Origin of the sequence: Gaetbulibacter saemankumensis DSM 17032, assembly GCF_000425645.1 — a bacterium.
Taxonomy (GTDB): domain Bacteria; phylum Bacteroidota; class Bacteroidia; order Flavobacteriales; family Flavobacteriaceae; genus Gaetbulibacter; species Gaetbulibacter saemankumensis.
Genome location: NZ_KE384430.1, coordinates 1,372,951 through 1,398,204, shown reverse-complemented (window position 1 = coordinate 1,398,204; position 25,254 = coordinate 1,372,951). Strand labels below are relative to the sequence as shown.

Sequence of the window (25,254 nt, the reverse complement as noted above, 5' to 3'; positions counted from 1 at the left end):
AGTTTAGTACTTTTATAAATTGATAACAATATTTAATTACATGAAGACGCGCCTACTACTATTCATTTTTATGCTTACCTCTGCTATTTCCATAGCTCAGGAACCAGATCATGTATTAGGGGTAGTTATCAATTCGGCCGATGGTAAACCGTTGGAAAGTGTAAACATTGTTAATCTTAATCAGGTCATTGGAACAGCCACCAACAACAAGGGTGAGTTTAAAATGCGTGCCAAAGTTAACGATACACTGCATTTCTCGTATTTAGGCTTTAAATCTATTAAAGTACGTGTCACTAACGACTGGTTAAAATTCGGATCGGCTGATATTGAATTAACAGAATTAGCTTTAGCTTTGGAAGAGGTGGTTTTAACCGAATTAAAACTAACAGGATATTTAGAAGTAGATATCAAGCAAGTTCCGGTTATTAATAATAATTATCGTTATAGTATTTCTGGTTTACCAAGCAAAGGATATGAAGCCGATGCGCCAGGGGCGGTAAATAAAATTATTGGATCAATCTTTAATCCTGCAGACTTTCTGCATCGTATGTTTGGCAAGAAACCAAACGAACTACGAAAGCTAAAAAAAATGAAGCAGGACGACGAAATCAGGAATTTATTAGCCTCACGATTCGACCGTGAAATGCTCATGGTATTACTAAATGTCGATCGTGTAGATTTAGATGAAATTGTGAGTCAGTGTAATTATTCGAAAGAGTTTATTCAATCGGCAAACGACCTTCAAATACTTGATGCTATTAGTGAATGCTACGAAGAATACAAGGTTTTAAACAGAAATAGACCAAACAAATTTTAATAAAAAAAGGGAGCTTGTAGATCCCTTTTTTATTTCAAATATTTCTAATAAGTAGAAATAAAAATAAATAATCTTAATCCTGTAAATCTTGCTAATACTCCTATTGTAACAGCCAAAAATGCCTATAAAAATGAAATTAGATTAAAGAACCAATTAGCAAAGAATATTAAAAACAGACCCTATTTATACGAACCACCATTAAGTATGAATCTAGATTTTATAAAAATAACCCAATTATTGATAGGTTTATTTAAAAAGAAAACTAAGAACACCAACAACCCAAACCCTGCCTCAAATTATAATCCGATACCAATTGCAAGCTATTATCGATTATTTGAAACTCACGACTATGTTAACTACAACCTGCTATTTAACGAATTAAAAATATCTCAGGATAGTGCTACGTTTTTCTTTAATATTGTCATTCAAAAAAACTAAGTCAGGAACTACTTTTAGAAGAAAATCAAATAATATTTTTAGATTCTATTGTACAACTGAGTGAGGAATTCATCGCAGAATCTAAAACCAAAGATTAAATTATTCTTGATTATAACGAGCTACAATATCATCATAGCTTTTAATAGTTTTCTTTACCCAATCTTGGCGTTTTTCTTTTAATTCTTCTTCACTGAGGCGCCATTCAATATTACTTTTTCTTAATTTAGTAGTCACATGTTGAAGGATAATAGCGGCACTTACCGATATATTTAAACTTTCAGTAAACCCAACCATCGGAATTTTCAAATAACTATCGGCAGCATCTAAAACTTCCTGTGACAGACCTTCAGTTTCTCGTCCAAAGAAAAAACAAGCTTTTTTTGTGATATCAAAATCATGAAGTTCACAATCGTTCGTATGAGGTGTTGTTGCCACTATTTGATAACCTTTCTGTTTTAAATCGGTAATACACTCCTTCACGGTATGATAACGATTTAAATCAACCCATTTCTGGGCACCCATAGCGATTTCTCGATCGATGCGTTTCGAATTGCGCTCTTCAACAATATTCACTTCCTGAATACCAAACACATCACAACTTCGAATAACCGCACTTGTGTTATGTAATTGATAAACATCCTCTGTAGCCACTGTAAAATGCTTGGTTCTTTGTGCCAAAACCCTAGTAAATTTGGCTTGTCTTGAAGGTGTTAAATAACTTTCTAAATACTCTAACAGCTTAGTATCAATCATGCTGCAAAATTAACAAAGTAAAGCTAATTCCCTAAGCCAATCGAATAGCAATTATTCCTTATTTTTATAAAATGAAACATATTGTAGTACTTACGGGAGCCGGAATGAGTGCCGAAAGTGGCATTAAAACTTTTAGAGATGAAAATGGTCTTTGGGAAGGCCATGATGTTATGGAAGTAGCAACCCCTCAAGGATTTGAAGCCAACCCCGAACTAGTATTGGATTTTTATAACCAACGTCGGAGACAATTATTTGAAGTACACCCCAATCGCGCGCATTTTGATTTAGCTGCCTTAGAACAATATTATAAGGTTTCCATAATAACCCAAAATGTAGACGATTTACACGAACGTGCCGGAAGCAGTCAAGTAATTCATTTACACGGTGAATTACTTAAAGTAAGGAGTTCTTTTGACGAAGAAGATATCATTACATGGAAAACCGATTTACATCTTGGAGACACTTGTAAAAAAGGATATCAATTACGACCTCATATTGTATGGTTTGGTGAAGACGTACCAATGATTACTACAGCTATGACTATTTGTGAAACGGCAGATATTTTAATAATTATTGGCACATCTATGCAAGTGTATCCCGCAGCCGGTTTAATGCATTATATCCCGGAAGATACTCATACTTACTTTATTGATCCTAATCCTGCTATTTCTAGTAACCATCGAATCACCGTTATTCCCGAAAATGCAACCAAAGGCATGAAGCAGATTGTCAATTATTTAATAAAATAATTCATTTGCTTACAATTTCAATATTTTCGATGGCTCACAACACGTAAATTATAGAATTCATAATTATTTGATTTACCGAAAGTTAACCTGAAAAACCTTAGTGTTTTAATGTATTATTTAGTATATTTAAGATGATACACATAGTACTGCCACTCCGTTAATAAAGAGTTTTTATAACTAATATTTTTGACGATGTTTTATAGTGTATTTACCGAATAAATTAAATAAACAATAAAAAAATTGCACCATGATTACCGACATTAACACTAAAGATCCTTACAAACAATCAACAAAACAAGAACGATACAAAGCCACTCCCAGAAACGCAAATTTAACCAAGGCTAAAATAACGGAAAGTGATACACGCTATCATTACGAATTAAAAATTCCGGGATATATTAAAGACGACTTTAGATTTTATATATCTGGAAATAAGCTAGTTGTTACCACAGCAAAAAAAGATAACACCGAGGAATCTAGTAAGGAAATTTACCCGAAACATTCCTATTGTTATCCATCAGCATTATTTAAATGTGAATTCTCCTTACCCAAAAATGTGGTAAGAAATAAAATCACCATGGATTATAAAAATGAAGTACTAAGCTTTAATCTTTTTAAAACATAAACTTAACAAGAGTGCTTTACGGGCGAAACTGGATCTTATTGATTAATTTAAATCAATTTGTTTCAGGTTTTCAATGCGATTACGTTTTAAGAAATCATCAATAGTTTCAAAATGCTCAATCACACGTTGATCTTTAAATTCGAACACTTTTTGAGACAAACCTTGTAAAAAATCGCGATCGTGAGACACTAAAATTAAGGTTCCGTCAAAATCTAATAAGGCCTCTTTTAAAACATCTTTCGACTTTAAATCTAGATGGTTTGTTGGCTCATCGAGAATTAAAAGATTTACGGGCTCTAATAACAATTTAACCATAGCTAATCTGGTTTTTTCTCCTCCAGATAATACACCCACCTTTTTATCTATATCATCTCCTTTAAACATAAAACGTCCTAAGATATTTTTTATCTGTGTTCTAATATCGCCTTGGGCTACCTCATCCACAGTCTGGAAAATAGTTAGATCCTCATCTAATAAAGACGCTTGATTCTGAGCAAAATACCCCACTTTCACATTATGCCCTAAGCCACACTGTCCTTCAACATCTATTTCGCCCATTATAGCCTTGATCATGGTAGACTTTCCTTCTCCATTTCGACCAACAAAAGAAACTTTTTCACCCCTAGCAATAGCCATGTTGGCATCTTTAAACACCGTATGATTACCATATGATTTGGTTAAGTCTTTAACCGTTACCGGATAATCACCGGATCTTTGGGCAGGCGGAAACTTAAGTTTTAAGCTTGAATTATCAACCTCATCAATCTCAATAATTTCTAATTTCTCTAACATTCGCTCTCGCGAGTTTACCTGATTGGTTTTAGAATAGGTGCCTTTAAAGCGTTCAATAAAAGCTAAATTATCGGCAATAAACTTTTGCTGCTCTTCGTATGCCTTTATTTGATGGGCACGACGCTCCTCTCTTAGTTGCAGGTAATGTGAGTAATTTGCTTTATAATCGTAAATACGTCCCATAGTCACTTCGATGGTTCGGTTGGTGATGTTATCGATAAACGCCTTATCATGCGAAATCACCATTACGGCTTTAGCCTTATTAATTAAGAAATCCTCTAACCAGATTACCGATTCGATATCGATGTGGTTAGTAGGCTCATCAAGTAATATTAAATCTGGCTTTTGTAAAAGAATTTTAGCCAATTCGATACGCATTCTATAACCACCACTAAATTCACTGGTTAATCGGGTAAAATCTTCACGCTTAAATCCTAAACCACGTAAAGCCTTCTCAACTTCAGCATCATAATTTATATCTTCTAAGGAATAATATTTTTCTCCTAAATCAGAAACCTTTTCTATGATCTTCATATATTCATCCGATTCATAATCAGTTCTGGTTTCCAAAGCTTTATTAAGACGCTCCATCTCGTCTCGCATTTCAAAAATATGACTAAATGCTTTCGATGCTTCTTCAAACACCGTGCAGCTATCTTCAGTTAATAAATGCTGTGGTAGATATGCTATAACAACATCTTTAGGAAAACGTACATGCCCGCGTGTCGCTTTTTGAACACCCGCGATAATTTTCATCATGGTAGATTTTCCCGCCCCATTCTTACCCATAAGGGCTATTTTATCATTCTCATTAATAGTGAAAGACACATCACTAAATAAAGCGCTACCGCCAAATTCTACGGCTAAAGCATCAACTGAAATCATAGTCTAATTTTTAAAGCTGCAAAGCTAGAAAAAAGCGACTGTATTCTTATTAGAAATTAAAGAATTCATTTGTTTTTTGCTTCAATCCATTTACTCATGAATTTTGTACTTTGCATGCTGTGATGTAACAGCATTTGTCCTGTGAAGTTATTTAATCTTATTTTATTTAGGTTTGGGATAACCTCTTCTAACCGGTTAATAAAGCGTTCTTGATGTATGTCTTTTGAAAAGCGGGTATTTATAACATCAAATCCAATCTGTTGTTTTTGCTTCCAAAGCCTTTCTTCTTGATATAATTGAACCGCTTTATTCGCAAATGTTTCCGGTGAATCTTCAACAAAACCATTAGGTTCCTGTGTTCCATACATGCCTTCAGCACCTATATTGGTTGTAATACATGGTGTTCCGTTTTGCATAGCATCTACCAGTTTTCCTTTTAATCCTGCACCAAACCGAATCGGTGCTAAACAGACTTTTGCCTTTTGCATCACCGTATTGACATCGTTAGCAAACCCTTTAATCAGAAAACCTTCTTTATTGTTATTAAGTTGATTGACTTTCTGCGAAGCATATGAACCATAAACATGCATTTCTGCATTGGGTAACTGCTTCTTAATAAGCGGCCAAATCGTTTCTTTCAAGTAAAGTACCGCATTATAATTAGGTTCGTGAATAAAATTACCTATAGTGATAAAATGAGACCGTTCCTTAAAATATGGAAGTGATTTTATCATAGAATAGGAAACTGAATCCAACATAAAGGGCAGATACATTAACAACATCTCATCAACTCCAAACTGCTCTCTCAAAATAATCATTTCAGCCTCTGAAATAATTAAACTAAGGTCACTACGATATATACTGGCGATTTCGCGTTTAGCAAAATCATTAAACAAATAAGCAGAACTAAATGATTCCTTAGCTTTTAATGCCTGATACCTTCCCTTTCTCAGGCTATGTAAATCTTCTGTATCGAGTATGCGAACGGCATTCGGGCATTTTTCGGCGACACGCCAACCAAATTGCTCTTCGGTCATAAAACGATCGAATAAAACAACATTCGGTTTTAGCTCTAAAATAAAAGTATCAAAACTAGAATCGTTTAGTGTAATTGATACTTGATTTACACCTAGATCCTTAAGGTTAACGGCATTTTCGGTTTTAGCACAGGAACTTGCAAAAGTTATTTTATAATTAGCTTTTTGAAAGCTATCAATAAGCTGCATCATTCGGCTACCTGCCGCAGAACTCTTAGGTTCCGGCCATACAAAACCTATAATTAATAATTTTTTGTCAGACACAAATTTAGCTTATACTGCAAAGATAATATTTACTCTGGTTTAGGCATTAAGCTATACTTCATTCGCACATTATTAGCCCAGCGTATAATGGCATTAACTTGAGCATCGGACAGTTTTGCCTCACTATGCGTCCAAGTATAAGACTTTAACGGCATATGCCTTTCTTCCACCATTTCAATTAATTCTTCAAACTTATGATCTTTACGTTTTAAAGAGCTCCCTTCCCAGTTAGATACATTAAAATGTTTTTTACCATCTTTTACATGGCCCGCCAGCCAGTAATTAATAGGTGTAATGTTATTATACCAGGGATACCTGGTAACATTACTATGACAATCGTAACAAGTTTCTTCTAAAATATATTTTACGTCTTCGGGTGGATTAGTTTCTGCCAAAAACGCATCAACTGAGGTTAAATCACCTTCGTTTTTTTCAGGTCTAAAAAACTGTGCAATGACAATGGCAGCCAACACCGATATAGTAATTTTTTTCTTTAAGCTCATTGGTTATTACTTTTGAATATTAAAAATAATAAATCCAAGATGAAATTTGAGGAGTTTTATAAAGAATTAACAGGAATTAATGCTTCCATAATCAGTCGGGAAAAATATGCTAATTTGGTTCTAAATAATAAGATTCTCATACCTAGACTTATAGAAACACTTTTTATGACAAACGACCAAACTTCCAGTCGTGCAGCATGGGTTCTAGAATTCGCATGCAAAAAAGACCTCTCAATAATACTGCCTTTCCTTGACGAATTTACCAACAATATAAAAACTGTCCATTTAGACTCTTCGGTAAGACCAGTTTCTAAAATAGTTAATTTAATTGCACAAGCCTATTCTACCAAAAAAACAAATGCCTTTGAAACAGCATTAACAAGATTGCATCGCGAACAGATTATTGAAGCTTGTTTTGACTGGTTGATACAAGATAAAAAAGTAGCCGCAAAAGTTTATGCTATGGAAACCCTATACTTATTGGGGCAAGATGAAGCTTGGATTTACCGGGAATTAAGACTTATTATAGAACAAAATTTTTCGAAGCAGAGTGCTGCGTTTAAATCTAAAGCCAAACATATTTTGAATAAATTAAAAAAAGCTCAAAATCAATCAAAAAATTAAAAAATCTTCTGTAATGAACTTTCGGCATTACATCTAAAAAACCTATCTTTGGCACTTCAAAAAAATTGATTAAAAATGTCATTAACACCTCTTAACGCCATCTCTCCAATCGACGGAAGATACCGAAGTAAAGTAAGTGAATTAGCGAATTATTTTTCGGAAGAAGCTTTAATAAAATACCGCGTTCTTGTAGAAATTGAATACTTTATCGCATTATGCGAAATGCCGTTACCACAACTTGAAAATGTTGACCACAGTATCTTTGATGCGTTAAAAGCTATTTACAAGAATTTTTCCAGTGAAGATGCTCAAGCTATTAAAGACATTGAGAAGGTAACTAACCATGATGTTAAAGCTGTTGAATATTTCATTAAAGAAAAATTTGATGATTTAGGTCTTTCAGCATTCAAGGAGTTTATTCACTTCGGATTAACCTCTCAAGATATTAACAACACGTCTATTCCTTTAAGTATTAAAGAGGCTATTCATGATGTTTATATTCCAGAATACACACAGGTTGTTGAAAAATTAAAAAGTTTGGCTAAAGACTGGGCTGGAATCCCTATGTTGGCCAGAACACATGGTCAGCCAGCATCTCCTACACGTCTTGGTAAAGAAATAGAAGTATTTATTGTTAGACTCGAAGAGCAAATAAACTTATTAAAAACCGTACCGCATGCCGCTAAATTTGGAGGTGCTACAGGTAACTTTAACGCACATCATGTTGCATACCCTGAAAATGACTGGAAGGCTTTTGGTGATAAGTTTGTTGAACAGCAACTAGGTTTATACCATTCGTTCCCAACAACACAAATTGAGCATTACGACCATATGGCTGCTTTATTTGATGCTTTAAAACGAATTAATACCATTATTATTGATTTAGATCGCGATATCTGGACCTACGTTTCGATGGATTACTTTAAGCAAAAAATTAAAGCGGGCGAAGTAGGAAGTTCTGCAATGCCTCATAAAGTAAACCCTATTGATTTCGAAAACAGTGAAGGTAACTTAGGTATTGCAAATGCTATTTTTGAGCACTTATCGGCGAAACTTCCAATTTCAAGATTACAACGTGATTTAACCGATAGTACCGTATTACGAAATGTAGGAGTTCCGTTAGGTCATACTATAATCGGATTTAAATCAACCTTAAAAGGTTTAGACAAATTATTATTAAATGAGCCTAAATTTGCCGAAGATTTAGAAAACAATTGGGCGGTAGTTGCCGAAGCTATTCAAACTATTTTACGAAGAGAGGGCTACCCGAATCCTTACGAGGCTTTAAAAGGTTTAACCCGAACAAACACAAAAATAAATCAGAACTCAATTTCTAATTTTATTGACACTTTAGAGGTTAGCGATACAATAAAAACAGAATTAAAACGTATTACTCCTAGTAACTATACAGGGATTTAAATCATGCTTTCGGATAAACAATCGTTAATACTTTGTGGTGTAATAGCTGGGGTCATTTTTGTGACAGGGGTATTAGACCTTCTTAATAACTTTCTTATTAAAACCGTTTTAGCCATACTATTTCTAACTATAATTGTTAATTTCTTTTACGTTAGAACAAACCGCAGAAAGAATCAAGAAAACACTATTGAATAATAAAAAAGGTTTGCTATTAGCAAACCTTTTTACTTCTTTTTCATTTGTTCTAACTATTTAAAAAAGCTCATAACATCCTGCAACTGGGCTTCATCGATATTTGCTTTTTGCAGTAGTCCTACTAAGGTTGTCATTTTTTGAGGCGTCATATCATCGCCTAAAACACGTACAATTCCGAAGCCTAATTCTTTAGAGGCACCGAACACTACAAATTCATCCGCCTCATTATCATCACCAATATACTTCACCGTCACTTTACTCCCGCGGTCATTAAACTCGATTAATTCATTGTATTTACTCTGACTTAAGATCGTTTTCACTTTATGAATTTCATCTTCTAATTCAGTTGAATTACTTTCACTTGGTTTGTACCCTAAAAAATTTAATCGACTTACTGAATTATAAGCTATTTTCTGATCGTCAGTAAAATTAGTCTGGTCAATATTCAGCATGGAAATGGGTAAATCCTGAGAAATATAATTCGGGCTCTCCTGGTGGTCTACAAAATACGTTTGTAAACTCGGCTTCTTTTCACAGGACACTAATAATAAAACCACTATTAACAGACCTGCTATTTGATTGATTGTTCGTTTCATGATTGATTTTTATTTACTCCTTTTTTTCTAAATGCTGACCTCCTGGAATATTCATTTTATTGGTGAGTTTTGAAATTTCATTCAAATCAATGTCACCAGTCAGGGACACCACAACGGTTTCAAATTTTCTGGATTGCCCATTAATTTCAACTCCTTCCTTCACGACATTATCAATGCCATTCACAAAAATTAATAATTCCTTCACATGATCGGCATCTTTACCTTCTTTAACATAAAACTTCACCTCTGAACCATCGTCCTTTACCTCCATAAGTTCTTCCAAAGCACTAGAACGGGATTTCACCCAACCAGAGATATCAGCCGAAATAGTTTTATTATCGGTTACAATAGTTTTAAAACTTGTAATACTCTTTACCATATCCATATAAGCTTTAGCCTCTGCATCCTCGACATCGATACCCATTTTAGCTATCATTTGGAACATTTTAGGCTTTATAGAAACAAATGTCACATCTGAATTATCGCTATACTTATCGAAAATATCCTGTGCCATACCACTTAGCGGTAGTAATATGATAGCGACTAACGCTACTAAAATTCTATTCCTCATTCTGTTTTTATTTAATTGTATTGTTTTCATGTTGTTCGATTTTTAATTGATTAATTTTTAAAAATAATTTTAGTTGACTTCTCCAGTTCTGTTAAATACTCTAAAGTTGAAGCCCCTTTATCAAATTCGTTTAAATACCCTACTGTAGAAGTACCTTTATTAAATTGATTAGATATCATCTCTAGCGACTGTGTTACCTGGTGGTATGCCAGTTCTGGATCATCAAAAGTTCCTAAATCATCAGATTGATTATTAGAGGATTTAAAATAAATCCCTACCATAAGAACCCCTACTGCAGCAACCGAAATCCATTTATAGTAAAATACTTTCTTAGTTTTTAATGGAACGTCTTTGGTAAACTGTTCTTTCTGGTTATCTAAAAAATACGCAAACATTGGCTTATAAACCTCTAAATGTGAAGCTACAGTCTCTTGAGAAAAATAGCGCTTTAACTGTTGTTCTTCCTTCAAAGTCGTTTCGCCGTTTTCGTATTTCTCTAGTAAATTTTCTATATTATTTAATACCATAATTATGTGTATTAGTCAATTTCTCTCTAATAGTTTTTCTAGCTCTTGAAAGTGCCACTCTTACAGCCGTATTATTCATCTCCAACATTTGTGCAATTTCATCAAGTTCGTATTCTTCAATATCTCTTAGCTGTATTATCAACTTTTGCTGTTCGGGTAAACCTTCTATTATTCTAGATACCCAATGTACACTATCATTCAACTCTACCTGCTTTTGCAACGCTGTATTGCTATCCTGATAATTACTATGAACTAATTTTAAATTCTGGGCTTGTTTCGACTTTAATTTGTCGAAACAAAAATTCTTTGTCATCGTCATAGAGAAAGCTTCTACATTTTTATAATCTTTCATCTTTTCTTTGTTATTCCATAACTTCAGTAAAACCTCTTGAGTAGCATCTTCAGCTTCCTCTGTTGACACCAGTAATCGTTTGGCTAAACGAAACACCTTATCTTTAAAAGGTAAAACAATATTTAAAAACTCTCCCTGAGTCATAATTTTGGTTAGGTTGAAATAACTTTTTATCGCTTTCTGAAATTACGACGACATATAGCCTAAATTGTTACAAATTATTTTTTATTTGCATAATAATGTAAGTAAATTTAAAGTTTTAACACTAACAGACACAAAACTTGCTATGCGATTTATTAAAGCCCTAATGATTCTTACCGTAGTTTCCTTTTTAACTACCAGTTGCTTTGAAGATAATGATGATAATGAAGTTACTGCAAGTCAAATAAACGATTTCGTATGGCGAGGCATGAATATTTTCTACCTATACAAAGATGATGTTCCTGATTTGGCAAACGACCGATTTTCTTCAAACAATGAATATGCTAGCTATTTAAACAGCTTTTCTGCTCCAGAAGAATTATTTGAAAGTTTAATTTATGAAAGACAAACTGTCGATAGATTTAGTTGGATTGTTGACGACTATATTGCTTTAGAACAATCTTTTAATGGCATATCGCTAAGCAACGGTATGGAATTCAGACTGTTTCGTCAACCAAACAGCAATACCAAACTTATAGGAATTGTTCGATTGGTATTAAACAATAGCGATGCTGAAACAAAAGGAGTGAAACGTGGTGATATTTTCTACGCTATTGATGACACTGAACTAACCATCGATAATTATCTAAATTTATTAAGCACAAATACTTACACCATTCACCTAGCCAACTATAATACCAACGGAACAGGTGATACCACCGACGACACCATTGAATCAACCAATGAGACTATTGCTTTAAACAAAGTAGAATATAGTGAAAACCCTGTATATAAGACGGAAATCATATCCACAACAGCAGGAAATGTGGGGTATCTCATGTATAATCGCTTCACAAGTGTTTACGATGCTGAGTTAAATGCTGCTTTTGGCGCATTCAAAGCTAATAATGTACAGCATTTAGTTCTTGATTTACGTTATAACCCAGGCGGATTTGTCAGCTCTGCAGTATTGCTTTCCAGTATGATAACGGGGCAATTTAATGGTGATATTTTTAGCACGGAGCAGTGGAATTCTGAGTTTCAAGCAGCTTTTGAAGAGAACGATCCAGAATCACTGAACCTTAGGTTTACAAACAATATTGATGGTAATCCAATAAACAGTCTGAACCTTCAAAAAGTATATATTCTTGCTTTAGAATCATCTGCCTCTGCCAGTGAGTTAGTTATAAACAGTTTAGACCCGTACATTGAAGTTATACATATAGGAGAAAATACTGCTGGTAAATATCAGGCATCCATAACGCTTTATGATTCTGAAGATTTTGGTCGTCAAAGCGCAAATCCAACCCACGCTTACGCCATGCAACCATTAGTATATAAATCAGCTAATAAGATTGGGAACACAGATTATTTTAATGGTTTAACACCAGATATAGCATTATCTGAAAGCGATTTAAATCTTGGGGTGATAGGTGATAAAAATGAAAAACTATTAGCTGCGGCTTTAGCTGATATTGAAGGAATTTCGGCAAAGGCTATAAGTTCAAAACCCAAAACACAATTAAATAGTTTCAAAGACAGTAATAGTTTTGAATTATTTCCAAACACCATGTATTCAGATAAAAAAATTCCAAAACATCTCTTAAACACTTATCTTTTTGAAGAAAAATAAAACCTACTTTAACTGGAGTACAGGCAAAGATTCTGCCTTGGCACTCTATCATTTATTACAAGATGAAAATTATTCGGTCGATGAATTAATCACAACCGTAAACAGTCATTACAACCGTGTTTCTATGCATGGGCTTAGAAAAGAATTATTGTTGGCCCAAACTAATGCCATTGATATTCCAGCTAGTTTAATTGAATTACCTGAAATGCCTAGCATGGAAATTTATGAACAAAAAATGCTTGAAGCGGTTAACCGATTAAAAGATGACGGATTTACCCACAGTGCCTTTGGCGACATCTTTTTAGAAGATTTAAAGGATTACCGGGTAAAACAACTTGCCAAACAAAATTTAGAGGCTGTTTTCCCTATTTGGAAAAAAGATACAAAAGCACTGATCTCTGAATTTCTGGAATTAGGATTTAAGACGGTAGTGGTATGCGCGAATTCAAAATATTTTGATGAAAATTTCGTGGGTACTGTAATCGATGAACATTTTATAGACAACCTACCGAAAGGTGTCGACCCTTGTGGTGAAAATGGTGAATTCCATACCTTCTGTTTCGACGGACCAATTTTCAAAAATCCCATACCTTACACCATTGGTGAAAAAGTATATCGTGAATATGACAACCCAAACACAGATAACTCAGTTTGTAAATCTGAAAAGTATGGTATCTGGTACTGCGATTTAATTCCTTAAAATTATAAAAGCCACCTAATTAAGGTGGCTGTATAATATCTAACAATGACTTCTTCTATAAGGTTAATTGAAAACCTAATTTAGCGTTTCTACCTCTAGTATTAAATCCGTTTAACTCCAGATAATCTTCATTTAAAATATTATCTAAACCTACGAAGAATTTCATCTTGTTTTTTATGGCTGTATGGCTCCAATAAAAATTAAATACATTAAAAGCATCTAAAGTCACTTCGCCCGTATCCAATCTTTTATCGGTATATTGATAAGCAATGGATGCATACATTTTATCTGAAAAATCATAACCAATTACAGCATTGGCCTTATGCTTAGGTATTCTAAGCGCCGGGGCATTTTTATTTTCAGTAAACGTATAATTCGCTGTTAAACTCAAAGCTTCAATAGGTCTAGACGTCAACTCTACTTCTACCCCATGCGTTTTTACGACATCCTCAGCATTATAATAACCAGATTGCCAGCTATATGCAATATAATTCTCTTCTTCTCTATTAAAATAAAGTCCTGAAACTCTTAATTGTTTTGAAGCTTTAAACTCAATACCACCCTCTATGGTTCGGTCATCTTCAGGTTTTAAATCTGGATTTGGTCCCCATCGCCCGAATAACTGAGTTAACGAAGGTGTAATAAAAGATGTTGCATAAGAACCAAATATTTTACTGTATGAACCATTATCGTATTTCATAACATACGAAGGGTTTACGTTATAAATTACATGGTTACCATATTCACTATGATTGTTTAACCTAGCTCCGGCATTTATATTTAATCCGAAATCCGACACATATACCGCATTGATGTATGGGTCAATATTGGTATAACTCTCTACCTCATCAAAATCAACTCTATTTTCAATAGCATTCACCCCTATAATCGTATAAAATGTTTCATTAAAAACATACTTATTATATATATCGAATACTAAACTTTTAGATTTTGATTCTGAAGGAAAACTTGATATATACTCCCTATCAAATTCTGTATAAGCCGCATTTAAATTAATGCTTCCTTGATTATAGTTAAATTTTGATGACAACCCTATACGATCTTGTTTTGAAATAAATTCGTCATCTGTATCGATCATCCCAAAACTATCATCATAACCAGATTCGATATTAATGGAATTAGCAAATACATTTAAAGTAAACGTCTTTGAAAAAGCATACCCTAAATTAACATCTAAACCGTATTTTGAAAACGGATCTTTTTCGTCTGTACCAACCAGCGCAGACATCCCATTAGTAAACTGTTGACTAAACCCGGCTCTGTAAGTAAACTTTTCTAATGTTCCACCAAAAGCAACATTATTATGAAAATCGGAAATATTATATTTTTGATCGTCCTGTGTTTGATTTGTTCCTAGACTTGAAGCAAAGGTTCCACTGATTTTTTCGGAACTTGCCTTTTTTGTTCTGATACTGATAACTGCCGTTGCCGCACCACTTCCATAAAGTGTACTTGAAGCACCTTTTATAATTTCGATAGATTCAATTTGACTTAAATTTAATAATCGTAAATCGTAATCACCACTTATAAATGACGGATCAGCCATCTGTACTCCATCAATAATAACTAATACTTGACGATTGTTACCTCCACGAACATAAGTACCCAGATTTTGTCCGGCATTACTTCTACTACCATTGATTTCAATACCTGATTTTGTATTAATTAAATCGGCAACCGTTCGTCCTTGGTTTTTTTCTATCTCTTCGCGAGAGATGTTAATAACAGTTTTCCCTGAATTTTCACGTTTTAATTCAAATCTGGAATCCGTTATTACAACTTCATCTAACTCTTCCAGTTTTACTTCGCTTTTCTCTTGAGAAAATCCAAATAATGATACTCCTAAGCATAGAATACCTAATACTCTTGTTCTTTTTTTCATTTCTAATGAATAATAAATCGGAATCGTATGGTTTATCATACGCAAACTTTTATCCCGAAAGTTTAACTTAATTTGTTTGAATTTGGCAGGTCTCCTGACTTGCGTCTTCATGTTGGTCTTCCCAAAGAATATTCTTCAGTGACTAGAAGTGTTACATGAAGCTTTATAGCTTACAGTTGCGGGAACAGCTCTGGATTTCCACCAGATTCCCTTTTAATCCTTTCGATTTAAAACCGATTAGAACCTAAATTCGCTGCAAATGTACTACCTATTTTTATTCTAAAAACATTTTTTAGAAGTTATTTATTTAAAAAAGAATTAAGCTTTTAAAACGACGTTGGCAAAATTGTAATTACTCATTTCGGCCACGCCTTGCATTTCAACCGATACCTTCGCCTTAAAAAAAGGTGCATTAACCACGAGCGTATGAAACTCGCCATTTTCACCACAGGCATCGATGCCCATATGTTCTAATTCATCCACTAATTCACGAGTAATTGATCGTCCTAAAAAATCAGGTCCCAAAGCCTGATTACAAGAAACAATGATGGCTTCGATTCGTGCATCAATTATTTCTAAAACCAAAGCCTTTCGATCGCCTTGCCATAATGGTAAAACGGCTTCGAGATTAGCTGCCTGTGACACTTTTTCTTCCCAAGCTCGATGCGATTCAATATCAATATCACCAAAAACCGTATGACTTATTGGGTATTTTGTTACCAATGTTTGTAGTTGCTTTATATATTTACTTTCGTAATCTGCCCAAGTACTACTAAAAAAATGAATGGGTAAATTCAATGCCTTTGCTTGTGCTTCAAGGACTTCTTTTGTTATGCCGTGTGAACGAGAGCGATCGCCAAACTCATTCATAACATTTAATAAAACCGTTGGTCGATAGCCCAATTTCATGGCCTTATAAAATGCATAGCAACTGTCTTTACCGCCACTCCAAGAACACAAAAACTTCATTTATTCTTAATTTATCTACCAAAAGTAACCTTATGACCTCGGTATTACAAAAAAAATAAAGACCTTTGTCCCTCAATTTCATCACATGCATCGTATTGTTTTATTTTCAATTAGTCTACTCTTTTTTATGTCTTGTAGAGAGTCAAAAAAGGAACATAGTGCATTAGAATCGAAAATATTAAGGTCGGAAAACATTAAATATGCTACTGGATTTTCTATTAACTATTATGAGAATCATAAAGAAATCATTGTCACGTCTCCCTGGCCGAAAAGCACTGATACATTTCGATATATTAAACCTACAAGCAAACTATATTTCAAAGAAAACCAAGAAGGTAGTGTCATTATCAAGCACCCTATAAAAAACCTCGTAGTTATGTCCACCACAAATATTCCTGCATTAGAATATCTTAGTGTGGATAACAAACTGGTAGGGTTTCCTGGTACTAAATATATCTCTTCAGAAAAAACAAGATCCAGAATTGAACAAGGCGACATCAGAGATTTAAACAACGACCTGGAAATGAATATGGAAGTTCTACTTGATTTAAAACCAGATCTAATTATTGGCTATACAGTTAATGGCAATAATAAGTCTTTAAATCAAATTGAAAAATTCAATATTCCGGTTGTACTAGATGGTTCCTGGACAGAACAGCATCCGCTTGGTCGTGCAGAATGGATTAAATTTATTGCCGCTTTTTTTGATAAAAATGACATAGCTGATAGCATTTTCAATGAGATAGAATCCAACTACAATAACGCCAAACAATTAGCTTTAAAAACAAAAAAGCACCCCACGGTATTATCGGGTTCCATGTTTAAAGATGTCTGGCATGTACCCGGAGGAAATAGTTTTATAGCGCAATATTTTAAAGATGCCAGGACCAATTATATTTGGAAAGACGATAGTTCGACCGGAAGTCTACAATTAAATCTTGAAAATATGTTAGAGAAAGGGCAAACTGCAGATTTATGGATAGGTGCCGGATCCTACGAAAGTAAAAGGCACATGCTTTCTCAACATAAAGGATATGGTTATTTTACTGCCTTCAAGAACAACAACATTTACACTTACACGAATAAAATGGGATCTGAAGGTGGATTGCTTTTTTATGAGTTAGGTCCATTAAGACCCGATTACATTTTAAAAGACATTATTAACATTGCCCACCCTGAAGTATTACCAAATTATACGAACTTCTTTTTTAAACGATTAGAATAATTGCAATATCAAAATAAATATACGGTCACTTTAATAGCTCTGGGCATCCTGCTTATCCTGTGCTTTTTTGTAAATATTAGCCTTGGCTCTGTTTCTATTCCTAAAAGTGATATTTTTAACACCTTGTTTGGATCGACGGAAAACACGTCTTTGAAATATATTATCGTAGATTATCGCTTACCAAAAGCATTTACTGCTATGATTGTGGGTTCAGGTTTAGGCATTTCAGGACTAATGATGCAAACCTTATTTCGAAATCCATTGGCAGGTCCCTTTGTACTAGGCATTACTTCTGGAGCCAGTTTAGGTGTGGCTATTGTTACCTTAGGCGCTTCACTTTTTAGTGGTATTTTATTAGTCATGTTTACGACAAAATGGACTTTGGTTATCGCCGCTACCTTGGGTAGTTTCTTAGTTTTACTAACCGTACTTATTGTTTCCACAAAGGTTCGAGATGCTATGGCTATCTTAATTATTGGTCTTATGTTTGGAAGCATTTCTGCAGCCGTAGTTAGCGTGCTTTCTTATTTTAGTTCAGCCGAAGAATTACAACAATTTGTGTTTTGGGGCTTCGGAAGTTTAGGTAGTTTATCATGGCAGGAACTCTTCATTTTATTTATAATATATAGTTTCGGAATTATACTAAGTTTGGGCACTATAAAGAGCCTAAATTCCTTGCTACTTGGTGAAAACTATGCTAAAAGTTTAGGTCTCAACATTAAAAAAAGCCGTTTAATTATTATAATATCTACCAGTTTACTGGCTGGAACAATTACGGCCTTTGTAGGCCCCATCGCTTTTATTGGATTAGCCATTCCACATATTACCAGACAATTGTTTCATACTTCAAATCACAAAATTTTATTACCAGCTGTATTTCTACTTGGCGCTATAATTATGCTCATTTGTGATAGCATTGCCCAATTACCATCTAGTGATTACACCCTACCTATAAATGCTATTACCTCATTAATAGGCGCACCTGTTGTTATTTGGTTATTAGTAAGAAAACGAAAAATGATGTTCTAATGGAAGTTACAAACAAACATATCGTTTTAAACACCGAAAATTTAAGTATTGGTTATACATCTAAAAAAGAACAAACTATTATTGCCTCTGATATTAATATTAAGCTAGGGCAAGGCGAATTAGTAGGATTGGTTGGTGCTAATGGTATAGGTAAATCGACACTGCTTCGAACTCTCACCAAAGTACAAGACCCTATAAAAGGTCAAGTTTTTATTAATAGTATTCCTTTAGAAAAACAGAATGCTCTCGATTTAGCAAAAACTTTAAGTTTGGTGTTAACCGAAAAACTTATCTCTAAAAATTTAACGGTTTTTGAGCTTATTGCTTTAGGTAGACAGCCCTACACCAATTGGCTAGGAAGTTTTTCAAAAACAGATATCGATATGGTTTATAGGGCCATACGACTGATTAATATCGAATCTTTGAAAGACAAAAAATGCTTTGAATTAAGCGATGGGCAACTTCAAAAAGTCATGATTGCAAGAGCCTTATCTCAAGATACTGACTTAATTATTCTGGATGAGCCTACCACACATCTGGATATGTATCACAAAGCTTATATTTTAAAATTATTACAAAAATTGGCTAAGGAAACCAATAAAACCATCCTGTTCTCTTCACATGAAATCGACTTAGCAATTCAATTATGTGATAAAATGATTGTGATGACCGAGAGCCAGGTCGTTTCAGATGAGCCTTGTAATTTAATTTCCAATGGGCATTTCGAAAATCTGTTTCCTAAAGATTTAATTGCTTTCGACGAAAAAACTGGTAGTTTTAGAGTAAAAAAATAATTCTGAAAAAGTTATTCATTATTTTAAACTCTTTCAGAATTATTAGATTGAATCAATTTTTATGTTAGAAATTTAATTACTCAACAATATCTAAAGGTTTAGTTGTTTTCCATTCGCCACGAGTAAAATCTGGGAACCTCTGAGAGTCTCCATGTGACTTCACTGAAGCTTCGCTCAATGGACCTACAGCACTCCAAAAACAACCTTCATAAACATTTTGGTCCAATGGCTGACCTTTAAGTAGACATTCCACAATACGATAAAGCATCATGAAATCCATTCCTCCGTGACCTCCCATTTTCTGAGAAACTTCACCTAAACGTTTATATAACGGATGCTCATATTTTTCATAAATAGCATCCAATCCATCACCCTGAGCCCATTGATGATGATTATCGGTTACACCTTCAACACCTCCCTCTAAAGCAATTCGTGTTGGGAACCCTGCTAATGTTCCATTAGTTCCTTGAATTAAGTTATGTCTTGAATATGGTCTTGGACTAGTTTCATCCCATTGTACCATAATGGTACGTCCTAAACTTGTTTTAATAATAGAGGTATTGATATCTCCACCTATGAAATCTAATTGATTCCATTTATGATTATTATCGAAATGCTTCTTAGCATACAAATCCCTTCCCTTTGAAGGAGATGAAAATGAATTAATACGCTCGAAGTTATCTTCTCCTCTGGCTAAATTCATATACTGCGCAACAGGTCCTAACCCATGTGTTGGATATAAATTACCATTTCTTCTGGCATACTCATATGTCCTCCAAGAGCCTGTACCACGATCGGCTTGATTCATCTGTCCTCGTAATTCATGAATATATGCTGCTTCACCATGAAGCAATTCGCCTATAACACCTTGTCTACACATATTTAGGTATAACAACTCTTCGCGTCCATAATTCACATTTTCCATCATCATACAGTGCTTTTGTGTTTTCTCGGCTGTTTTCACAATATCCCACATTTCATTTATGGTTACTGCTATAGGCACCTCTACAAAGGCATGAGCTCCAGACTCCATGGATTGAATCGCCATTGGTGCATGCATACTCCATGGTGTAGCAATAACAACCATATCTGGTTTAACAGTGTCCAACATCTTTTTCCACTCATCTTCACCTCCAAAAAAAGTTTTCACATCCTTATGGCGTTGTCCTGCTCCAATTGCTTTACACTTATCTGCTGATTTTTTCGCCAGATCTTCATATAAATCACAAATTGCAACCATTTCAGTACCTTCTATAGTTGCTAATTGTCTAGCATGACCAGAACCTCGTGCTCCAACTCCTATAACAGCACACCGTACAACATCTAATTTAGGAGCTGCAAAACCTCCCATATAATTTTCTTTAAATGCATTAAAGGTCTCTTTATTATCTGCATTTAAAAGGTTAGGTAAAAATGCTAAACCTACTCCAGCCATTGATGATTTTTTTAAAAAATCCCTTCTATTAGTACTCATATGCTTTTATTTTTAATTATGCCCTAAATATACATACCATAACCGCACAAATAGGTGAGCAAATGGGTGAACAAATTTATTTTTTGACTAAAATATTTTTTTATCAAGTGCAATTTCTTTTATAAAATCCTGATATTCCACCATATATAGTTCTCCGTAAAGTAATTCATAATTTTTAGAAAAAGTTAAATAGGCGTCTTGGGCGAGTCCATGTTTTCCTAAAGAAATCCACTCACGTACTAAAATTTGCAAGGCATTTTCATTCAAACTATCAAATAAAAGAATCGTTTTTCCTATTATAATGCACAATTCTTTAGGTAAATTATTAGCTTGTCTAGCATATATTTCCGTTAATAAACTTTCAATTTCATTTGATAACTTAGCCTTAAAATAGTCAATCCATTCGTTATGGATACTTTGTAAAACATTCCCCTTTTTAATTAATTCAAGAAATATTTCCAAATCACCTATAGACACATCATCTTTTGATAACCCAATTTCCAAAATAGACCTTAAACGTAAATATTCAAAAACATCTATCTGAAAAGAATCATCATATACAACACTCCATTTATTTTCATTGAAAACCACTTCAATTCCCTCAACTTTAGATAATACCATTCGTAATTTACGTATGTTACCACTTCGGTTTTCTTTTGCCTTCGCTTTGGATACTCCCGGCCAAAACGTTTCGGTTAACTTATTTGTTGTCACCCCTGTACTATCTTCAAGCATAGAAAGAATTAAAAAAGACATTATTTGTTTATGGAGTGGTGAAAAAGAAGGAGCCTCAGTATTCTTTAATTCCAAGTAAAAATTTCCAAACAGACAAAGCTTATTTTGCTTTACCTGTTTCTGTTCTTGGTTTAATTTATACGCTGCTGATTTCGTTTTTAAAAACTTTATTCTTTTGTTTGTCCTTGATTTATTTCTGTAAATCAAAACTAGCATTCCCAAAACAACAAGCCCTCCAATTCCTAATGAAATTCCGATAAAATTAAAACTTCTATTGGATGAATTATCCGTAAATAATAGCTTTACTTCATTCGGAGCTAAACCACGATTCCAAACTTTTAAGTCATCTATAGCCCCAAAAAACTGCTCACCCCAAATATTATTCCCTACCACAAGAGATTTCTCTGATGGATTAATATCCAATGCCTCCACATCACCAATTTTATCTCCATTTAGATAAAACACTATTGAAGCTCTAGGATTATAAACAATCACTAAATGTTGCCACACTCCCACTTCAAGCGGATGAGCTACAACATGATCCTTTATGGTAGCCATAGTAAAATCCGGATTACCTTTTTTCAGCTTTACCGAAAATGCTAATCCAAACCCTAAGATCCCCATATATGAAGTATGCTTTTCAGGCTTAAGCCAAACCGAAATACTTATTGGTGTTTCAAAATTTAAATTATTCGCTTTAAAATAATCTATAAATGAATCTTCTTTATTTAAATATAAAACCGAACCGCGATTATCATCTTCTATAAAAGAAATATCCTTTTTAATAACTCTATCCCAATCTTTTTCCTGCGTATTTACAACATCATTATCAAAAGAAAAATCGTATTTCAGTTCATCTTCTATGGATACATTATAAGCCAGAAACATTCTTGGAGCATCTGATTGCCCTGTGTGATGAATCATTTCTGCGGGTGTAATTCTAAATCCATTTTTATATGGCGCAAGGACTTGTTGATTTGTTGTTAATGGAAATGAAAACTTGGCTGAAGTAATAACATTTGGTAAATTATTCCAGTAAATTTCATTTAGAAGCTCTCCTCCATACCTCATAACCCCTCGAAAGCGTCTTGTTCTATTCAAAGAGTCGGCTACGTGTTTTATTCTTTCAGTTTTTATATGATCGGCCAAAATGAAATTTGGAGATTTCCCTGTAGTTTTCCAAAACTCAAAAACCTCTCTAAATAATAAGCTGTCCGATGTCGCATTGCTCTTAAAAACTACAAATTTATCTAACGGATTTACAGTGAATCTATCCAAATATTTTCTTTTCTTTTGAATTCGTCCAATTGAAGATTCAGTTAGATCTTGATTAAAAACTACAATTAATCGTTTATCAATTTCCTTTAGTTTCTCAATATTAACATCCTTATTTTCAGTTACAAAAAAAACATCATTGGAATACTCAAAACTTAGATCATGCATTAATTGAGTTTTATCTAAATCACCTCTTAAAACAATAGCAACAACCTCGTCCTTGTTATCATTTAAAAAATTCTGAAGAGTGTCTAAAACTGATTTTAAAGAGCTCTTTTCTTTTGAATTTAAAACGGTATAATGAGATTGATTCTTAACTATTTCCAAAAAGAAAGCTCTAGTACCTTGTTGTAAATTATTAATGGAATCAATAGAGTATTCACTAGCGAAGACATAATCTATTGTTGTTAAATAGTTTTGCCCTAACATCTCAATATTTATAAACAAAACCACAAATATTACCCACAAAAGATTATGGCATATTATTCCACGAAATCTATCTAAAACAAATATTAACAATCCCATTTCCAATAAAGTCTCAATTAAAATCTCAAAAACATAATTTATCTTACAAAATCATTGCTTCAAAAGTCATTTCTAAACAACCCATAAGATATAAACATTTAGTAAAGAAATGTAAAGACTACGGAATACCAAACTCTAAAAGCCAGAATTTACTATTTTTACCCAAATTGAATAAATAACATGAACGACAACCTAATTCTTATTCTGGCCATTATCCTTTCGGCTGGTATTGGCGCCTATGTAGGGATGCTTATTAACAAATTAAAATCTAAAGGCGAAAAAAGCACCTTAGAAGAACGTAATAACAACTTACAGCAACAGATTACGGAATTAAAACAATTATCTGAATTGGAGCAAAGAAAACAATCTGAAAATTTCAATCAGCAATCAGATAACTTTAAAGAAACCATTTCTAAAATTGAAAAGGAACGTGAAGACATACGTCGTGAAAAGGAGTTTTTAAATTCTGAACTCGCGCGAAGAAACGCCGATTTTGAAAATCTGACACAGAAAAATCAGGAGCAAAAAGCAGAAGTCGAAAAGCTTCAGGAAAAATTCACCAAAGAATTTGAAAATCTGGCTAACAAAATATTAGACGAGAAATCTGAAAAATTCACGCTTCAGAATAAGGAAAACATCAAAAACATTTTAAACCCGTTACAGGAAAAGATAAAAACCTTCGAGGAAAAAGTCGATACTACTCAAAAAGAAAGCATCAGTATGCATTCGGCATTAAAAACCCAATTAGAAGGTTTAAAAGAACTCAATCAGCAAATCACCAAAGAAGCCACCAACCTAACCAGAGCCCTTAAAGGCGATAGTAAAATGCAAGGAAACTGGGGTGAATTGGTATTGGAACGCGTATTAGAAAAGTCGGGATTAGCTAAAGACAGAGAGTATTTTGTTCAGCAAAGTTTTACCCGAGACGATGGATCTCGTGTTCTGCCTGATGTTGTTTTACATCTGCCTGATAGTAAAAAAATGATTATCGATTCGAAAGTTTCTCTAGTGGATTACGAACGTATGGTTAACGCCGACGACGATGAAAAATCAACGTATTTAAAATCACATATCAATTCTATTAAAAAACATATCGATCAGTTATCTGAGAAAAATTATCAGAATTTATATAACATTGATTCGCCGGATTTCGTGCTCATGTTTATCCCTATTGAACCTGCATTTGCCGTGGTTGTAAATGAAGATAACAGCATTTATAATAAAGCCTTCGAGAAAAACATTGTTATTGTTACGCCTTCCACACTTTTAGCTACGTTAAGAACTGTAGACTCTATGTGGACAAATGAAAAACAGCAACAAAATGCTATTGAAATTGCCACTCAAGCAGGACGATTATACGATTCTTTTGTAAATCTTACCGAGGAATTAATTAAAGTTGGAAATCAAATCACTACCGTTCAAAGGTCGTATGAAAGTGCGATGGTAAAACTTACCGGTAAAGGTAATCTGGTAAAACGTGTTGAAAATCTAAAAAAACTGGGAGCTAAAGCTACTAAAAGTCAAAATGAAAAGCTTTTAAAGCGTGCCGAGGAAGAGTAATACTTTAAAACACTTTCAACAATTGTTTCTAAATTAGAACTGTACTGTTTATTTAACCATTACATTTTTTTCAAGGCAGCTGGCCTTTATTATTAATTACTTTTTTATAAGCCAGTTAATTTAGAAACTCCCTAAAAACAAAAT

The 25,254-nt window shown here is 33.8% G+C and carries 24 protein-coding genes and 1 riboswitch; of the genes, 12 read left to right on the top strand and 12 right to left on the bottom strand.

Annotated features, from left to right (window positions below; all coding sequences use genetic code 11):
* Window positions 1-40: 40 nt before the first annotated feature.
* Window positions 41-817 carry a carboxypeptidase-like regulatory domain-containing protein gene (locus H611_RS0112915; RefSeq protein WP_027138776.1) on the top strand — a complete coding sequence of 259 codons (777 nt, stop codon included), beginning with the start codon at window positions 41-43 and terminating at the stop codon, window positions 815-817.
* 204 nt (window positions 818-1,021) lie between these two features.
* On the top strand, window positions 1,022-1,255 hold the full coding sequence (locus H611_RS0112910) for a hypothetical protein (protein ID WP_027138775.1): 234 nt from the start codon (window positions 1,022-1,024) through the stop codon (window positions 1,253-1,255).
* Between the two features lie 99 nt (window positions 1,256-1,354).
* On the opposite strand, the gene H611_RS0112905 is transcribed toward H611_RS0112910, so the two are convergent.
* Entirely contained in the window at window positions 1,355-2,008 is a 654-nt protein-coding gene (locus H611_RS0112905) for a TrmH family RNA methyltransferase (protein WP_027138774.1), read from the bottom strand.
* 71 nt (window positions 2,009-2,079) lie between these two features.
* Between H611_RS0112905 and H611_RS0112900 the strand changes: the two genes are divergently transcribed.
* Window positions 2,080-2,757: an SIR2 family NAD-dependent protein deacylase gene (locus H611_RS0112900; protein ID WP_027138773.1), complete on the top strand. Its 678-nt coding sequence runs from the start codon at window positions 2,080-2,082 to the stop codon at window positions 2,755-2,757.
* Between the two features lie 247 nt (window positions 2,758-3,004).
* Complete coding sequence (locus H611_RS0112895; RefSeq protein WP_027138772.1) at window positions 3,005-3,382, top strand: Hsp20/alpha crystallin family protein; 378 nt, start codon at window positions 3,005-3,007, stop codon at window positions 3,380-3,382.
* Window positions 3,383-3,424: 42 nt separating this feature from the next.
* Here the strand turns inward: H611_RS0112895 and H611_RS0112890 are convergent, their stop codons facing one another.
* From H611_RS0112890 to H611_RS0112880, 3 genes are all read right to left on the bottom strand, one after another.
* Entirely contained in the window at window positions 3,425-5,059 is a 1,635-nt protein-coding gene (locus tag H611_RS0112890) for an ABC-F family ATP-binding cassette domain-containing protein (RefSeq protein WP_027138771.1), read from the bottom strand.
* Between the two features lie 65 nt (window positions 5,060-5,124).
* Window positions 5,125-6,360, bottom strand: a complete 1,236-nt coding sequence (locus H611_RS0112885) for a glycosyltransferase family 4 protein (RefSeq protein ID WP_027138770.1) — start codon at window positions 6,358-6,360, stop codon at window positions 5,125-5,127.
* A 29-nt stretch (window positions 6,361-6,389) separates the two neighbouring features.
* Window positions 6,390-6,863, bottom strand: coding sequence for a heme-binding domain-containing protein (locus tag H611_RS0112880; protein ID WP_027138769.1), 474 nt, complete (start codon window positions 6,861-6,863; stop codon window positions 6,390-6,392).
* 39 nt (window positions 6,864-6,902) lie between these two features.
* On the opposite strand from H611_RS0112880, the gene H611_RS0112875 reads away from it, so the two are divergent.
* On the top strand, window positions 6,903-7,487 hold the full coding sequence (locus H611_RS0112875) for a hypothetical protein (RefSeq protein ID WP_027138768.1): 585 nt from the start codon (window positions 6,903-6,905) through the stop codon (window positions 7,485-7,487).
* A gap of 75 nt (window positions 7,488-7,562) precedes the next feature.
* Window positions 7,563-8,906 (top strand): adenylosuccinate lyase, encoded by a 1,344-nt coding sequence (purB, locus tag H611_RS0112870; RefSeq protein WP_027138767.1) that lies wholly within the window; start codon window positions 7,563-7,565, stop codon window positions 8,904-8,906.
* Window positions 8,907-9,154: 248 nt separating this feature from the next.
* Here purB and H611_RS0112860 read toward each other — a convergent pair whose 3' ends face one another.
* From H611_RS0112860 to H611_RS0112845, 4 genes are read right to left on the bottom strand one after another with little or no spacing between them, the layout of a single operon-like run.
* Window positions 9,155-9,697 carry a DUF4252 domain-containing protein gene (locus H611_RS0112860; RefSeq protein ID WP_027138765.1) on the bottom strand — a complete coding sequence of 181 codons (543 nt, stop codon included), beginning with the start codon at window positions 9,695-9,697 and terminating at the stop codon, window positions 9,155-9,157.
* Window positions 9,698-9,710: 13 nt separating this feature from the next.
* Complete coding sequence (locus H611_RS0112855; RefSeq protein WP_245574794.1) at window positions 9,711-10,298, bottom strand: DUF4252 domain-containing protein; 588 nt, start codon at window positions 10,296-10,298, stop codon at window positions 9,711-9,713.
* A 20-nt stretch (window positions 10,299-10,318) separates the two neighbouring features.
* The gene (locus tag H611_RS0112850) at window positions 10,319-10,795 is read right to left on the bottom strand and encodes a hypothetical protein (protein WP_027138763.1); all 477 of its coding nucleotides are present in this window, start codon (window positions 10,793-10,795) and stop codon (window positions 10,319-10,321) included.
* On the bottom strand, window positions 10,782-11,291 hold the full coding sequence (locus tag H611_RS0112845; protein WP_027138762.1) for an RNA polymerase sigma factor: 510 nt from the start codon (window positions 11,289-11,291) through the stop codon (window positions 10,782-10,784). Before H611_RS0112845 ends, H611_RS0112850 begins: the two co-directional genes overlap by 14 nt.
* Window positions 11,292-11,433: 142 nt before the next feature.
* Here H611_RS0112845 and H611_RS0112840 point away from each other — a divergent pair, with 142 nt between their 5' ends.
* Together H611_RS0112840 and H611_RS0112835 are read left to right on the top strand one after the other, a co-directional pair.
* Window positions 11,434-12,921, top strand: a complete 1,488-nt coding sequence (locus H611_RS0112840; protein ID WP_027138761.1) for a S41 family peptidase — start codon at window positions 11,434-11,436, stop codon at window positions 12,919-12,921.
* Window positions 12,908-13,621 (top strand): Dph6-related ATP pyrophosphatase, encoded by a 714-nt coding sequence (locus H611_RS0112835; protein ID WP_027138760.1) that lies wholly within the window; start codon window positions 12,908-12,910, stop codon window positions 13,619-13,621. The genes H611_RS0112840 and H611_RS0112835 overlap by 14 nt, the downstream gene beginning before the upstream one ends.
* Before the next feature lie 55 nt (window positions 13,622-13,676).
* Here the strand turns inward: H611_RS0112835 and H611_RS0112830 are convergent, their stop codons facing one another.
* Window positions 13,677-15,524: a TonB-dependent receptor plug domain-containing protein gene (locus H611_RS0112830; RefSeq protein WP_027138759.1), complete on the bottom strand. Its 1,848-nt coding sequence runs from the start codon at window positions 15,522-15,524 to the stop codon at window positions 13,677-13,679.
* 67 nt (window positions 15,525-15,591) lie between these two features.
* Window positions 15,592-15,777, bottom strand: a riboswitch (cobalamin riboswitch).
* A gap of 65 nt (window positions 15,778-15,842) precedes the next feature.
* A complete protein-coding gene (locus H611_RS0112825) occupies window positions 15,843-16,493 on the bottom strand; it encodes a Dph6-related ATP pyrophosphatase (protein ID WP_027138758.1) in 651 nt (216 codons plus the stop codon).
* A gap of 127 nt (window positions 16,494-16,620) precedes the next feature.
* Between H611_RS0112825 and H611_RS0112820 the strand changes: the two genes are divergently transcribed.
* From H611_RS0112820 to H611_RS0112810, 3 genes are read left to right on the top strand one after another with little or no spacing between them, the layout of a single operon-like run.
* Window positions 16,621-17,718 (top strand): ABC transporter substrate-binding protein, encoded by a 1,098-nt coding sequence (locus H611_RS0112820; RefSeq protein ID WP_051238810.1) that lies wholly within the window; start codon window positions 16,621-16,623, stop codon window positions 17,716-17,718.
* Window positions 17,719-18,747 carry a FecCD family ABC transporter permease gene (locus H611_RS0112815; protein ID WP_035483848.1) on the top strand — a complete coding sequence of 343 codons (1,029 nt, stop codon included), beginning with the start codon at window positions 17,719-17,721 and terminating at the stop codon, window positions 18,745-18,747.
* Window positions 18,747-19,541: an ABC transporter ATP-binding protein gene (locus tag H611_RS0112810; RefSeq protein ID WP_027138755.1), complete on the top strand. Its 795-nt coding sequence runs from the start codon at window positions 18,747-18,749 to the stop codon at window positions 19,539-19,541. Before H611_RS0112815 ends, H611_RS0112810 begins: the two co-directional genes overlap by 1 nt.
* A 76-nt stretch (window positions 19,542-19,617) precedes the next feature.
* Here the strand turns inward: H611_RS0112810 and H611_RS0112805 are convergent, their stop codons facing one another.
* Together H611_RS0112805 and H611_RS0112800 are read right to left on the bottom strand one after the other, a co-directional pair.
* Entirely contained in the window at window positions 19,618-21,015 is a 1,398-nt protein-coding gene (locus H611_RS0112805; protein ID WP_027138754.1) for a Gfo/Idh/MocA family protein, read from the bottom strand.
* An 87-nt stretch (window positions 21,016-21,102) separates the two neighbouring features.
* Window positions 21,103-23,454, bottom strand: a complete 2,352-nt coding sequence (locus H611_RS0112800; RefSeq protein ID WP_027138753.1) for a LamG domain-containing protein — start codon at window positions 23,452-23,454, stop codon at window positions 21,103-21,105.
* Between the two features lie 276 nt (window positions 23,455-23,730).
* On the opposite strand from H611_RS0112800, the gene rmuC reads away from it, so the two are divergent.
* Window positions 23,731-25,110 carry a DNA recombination protein RmuC gene (gene rmuC / locus H611_RS0112795; protein ID WP_027138752.1) on the top strand — a complete coding sequence of 460 codons (1,380 nt, stop codon included), beginning with the start codon at window positions 23,731-23,733 and terminating at the stop codon, window positions 25,108-25,110.
* Window positions 25,111-25,254 lie beyond the last annotated feature (144 nt).

Bases quoted from the DNA above. Each gene is read 5' to 3' on its own strand.
- H611_RS0112915 (WP_027138776.1), top strand. From the start codon at position 41: ATGAAGACGCGCCTACTACTATTCATTTTTATGCTTACCTCTGCTATT.
- H611_RS0112910 (WP_027138775.1), top strand. From the start codon at position 1,022: ATGAATCTAGATTTTATAAAAATAACCCAATTATTGATAGGTTTATTT.
- H611_RS0112905 (WP_027138774.1), bottom strand. From the start codon at position 2,008: ATGATTGATACTAAGCTGTTAGAGTATTTAGAAAGTTATTTAACACCT.
- H611_RS0112900 (WP_027138773.1), top strand. From the start codon at position 2,080: ATGAAACATATTGTAGTACTTACGGGAGCCGGAATGAGTGCCGAAAGT.
- H611_RS0112895 (WP_027138772.1), top strand. From the start codon at position 3,005: ATGATTACCGACATTAACACTAAAGATCCTTACAAACAATCAACAAAA.
- H611_RS0112890 (WP_027138771.1), bottom strand. From the start codon at position 5,059: ATGATTTCAGTTGATGCTTTAGCCGTAGAATTTGGCGGTAGCGCTTTA.
- H611_RS0112880 (WP_027138769.1), bottom strand. From the start codon at position 6,863: ATGAGCTTAAAGAAAAAAATTACTATATCGGTGTTGGCTGCCATTGTC.
- H611_RS0112875 (WP_027138768.1), top strand. From the start codon at position 6,903: ATGAAATTTGAGGAGTTTTATAAAGAATTAACAGGAATTAATGCTTCC.
- purB (WP_027138767.1), top strand. From the start codon at position 7,563: ATGTCATTAACACCTCTTAACGCCATCTCTCCAATCGACGGAAGATAC.
- H611_RS0112860 (WP_027138765.1), bottom strand. From the start codon at position 9,697: ATGAAACGAACAATCAATCAAATAGCAGGTCTGTTAATAGTGGTTTTA.
- H611_RS0112855 (WP_245574794.1), bottom strand. From the start codon at position 10,298: ATGAAAACAATACAATTAAATAAAAACAGAATGAGGAATAGAATTTTA.
- H611_RS0112850 (WP_027138763.1), bottom strand. From the start codon at position 10,795: ATGGTATTAAATAATATAGAAAATTTACTAGAGAAATACGAAAACGGC.
- H611_RS0112845 (WP_027138762.1), bottom strand. From the start codon at position 11,291: ATGACTCAGGGAGAGTTTTTAAATATTGTTTTACCTTTTAAAGATAAG.
- H611_RS0112840 (WP_027138761.1), top strand. From the start codon at position 11,434: ATGCGATTTATTAAAGCCCTAATGATTCTTACCGTAGTTTCCTTTTTA.
- H611_RS0112830 (WP_027138759.1), bottom strand. From the start codon at position 15,524: ATGAAAAAAAGAACAAGAGTATTAGGTATTCTATGCTTAGGAGTATCA.
- H611_RS0112825 (WP_027138758.1), bottom strand. From the start codon at position 16,493: ATGAAGTTTTTGTGTTCTTGGAGTGGCGGTAAAGACAGTTGCTATGCA.
- H611_RS0112820 (WP_051238810.1), top strand. From the start codon at position 16,621: ATGTCTTGTAGAGAGTCAAAAAAGGAACATAGTGCATTAGAATCGAAA.
- H611_RS0112810 (WP_027138755.1), top strand. From the start codon at position 18,747: ATGGAAGTTACAAACAAACATATCGTTTTAAACACCGAAAATTTAAGT.
- H611_RS0112805 (WP_027138754.1), bottom strand. From the start codon at position 21,015: ATGAGTACTAATAGAAGGGATTTTTTAAAAAAATCATCAATGGCTGGA.
- H611_RS0112800 (WP_027138753.1), bottom strand. From the start codon at position 23,454: ATGTTAGGGCAAAACTATTTAACAACAATAGATTATGTCTTCGCTAGT.
- rmuC (WP_027138752.1), top strand. From the start codon at position 23,731: ATGAACGACAACCTAATTCTTATTCTGGCCATTATCCTTTCGGCTGGT.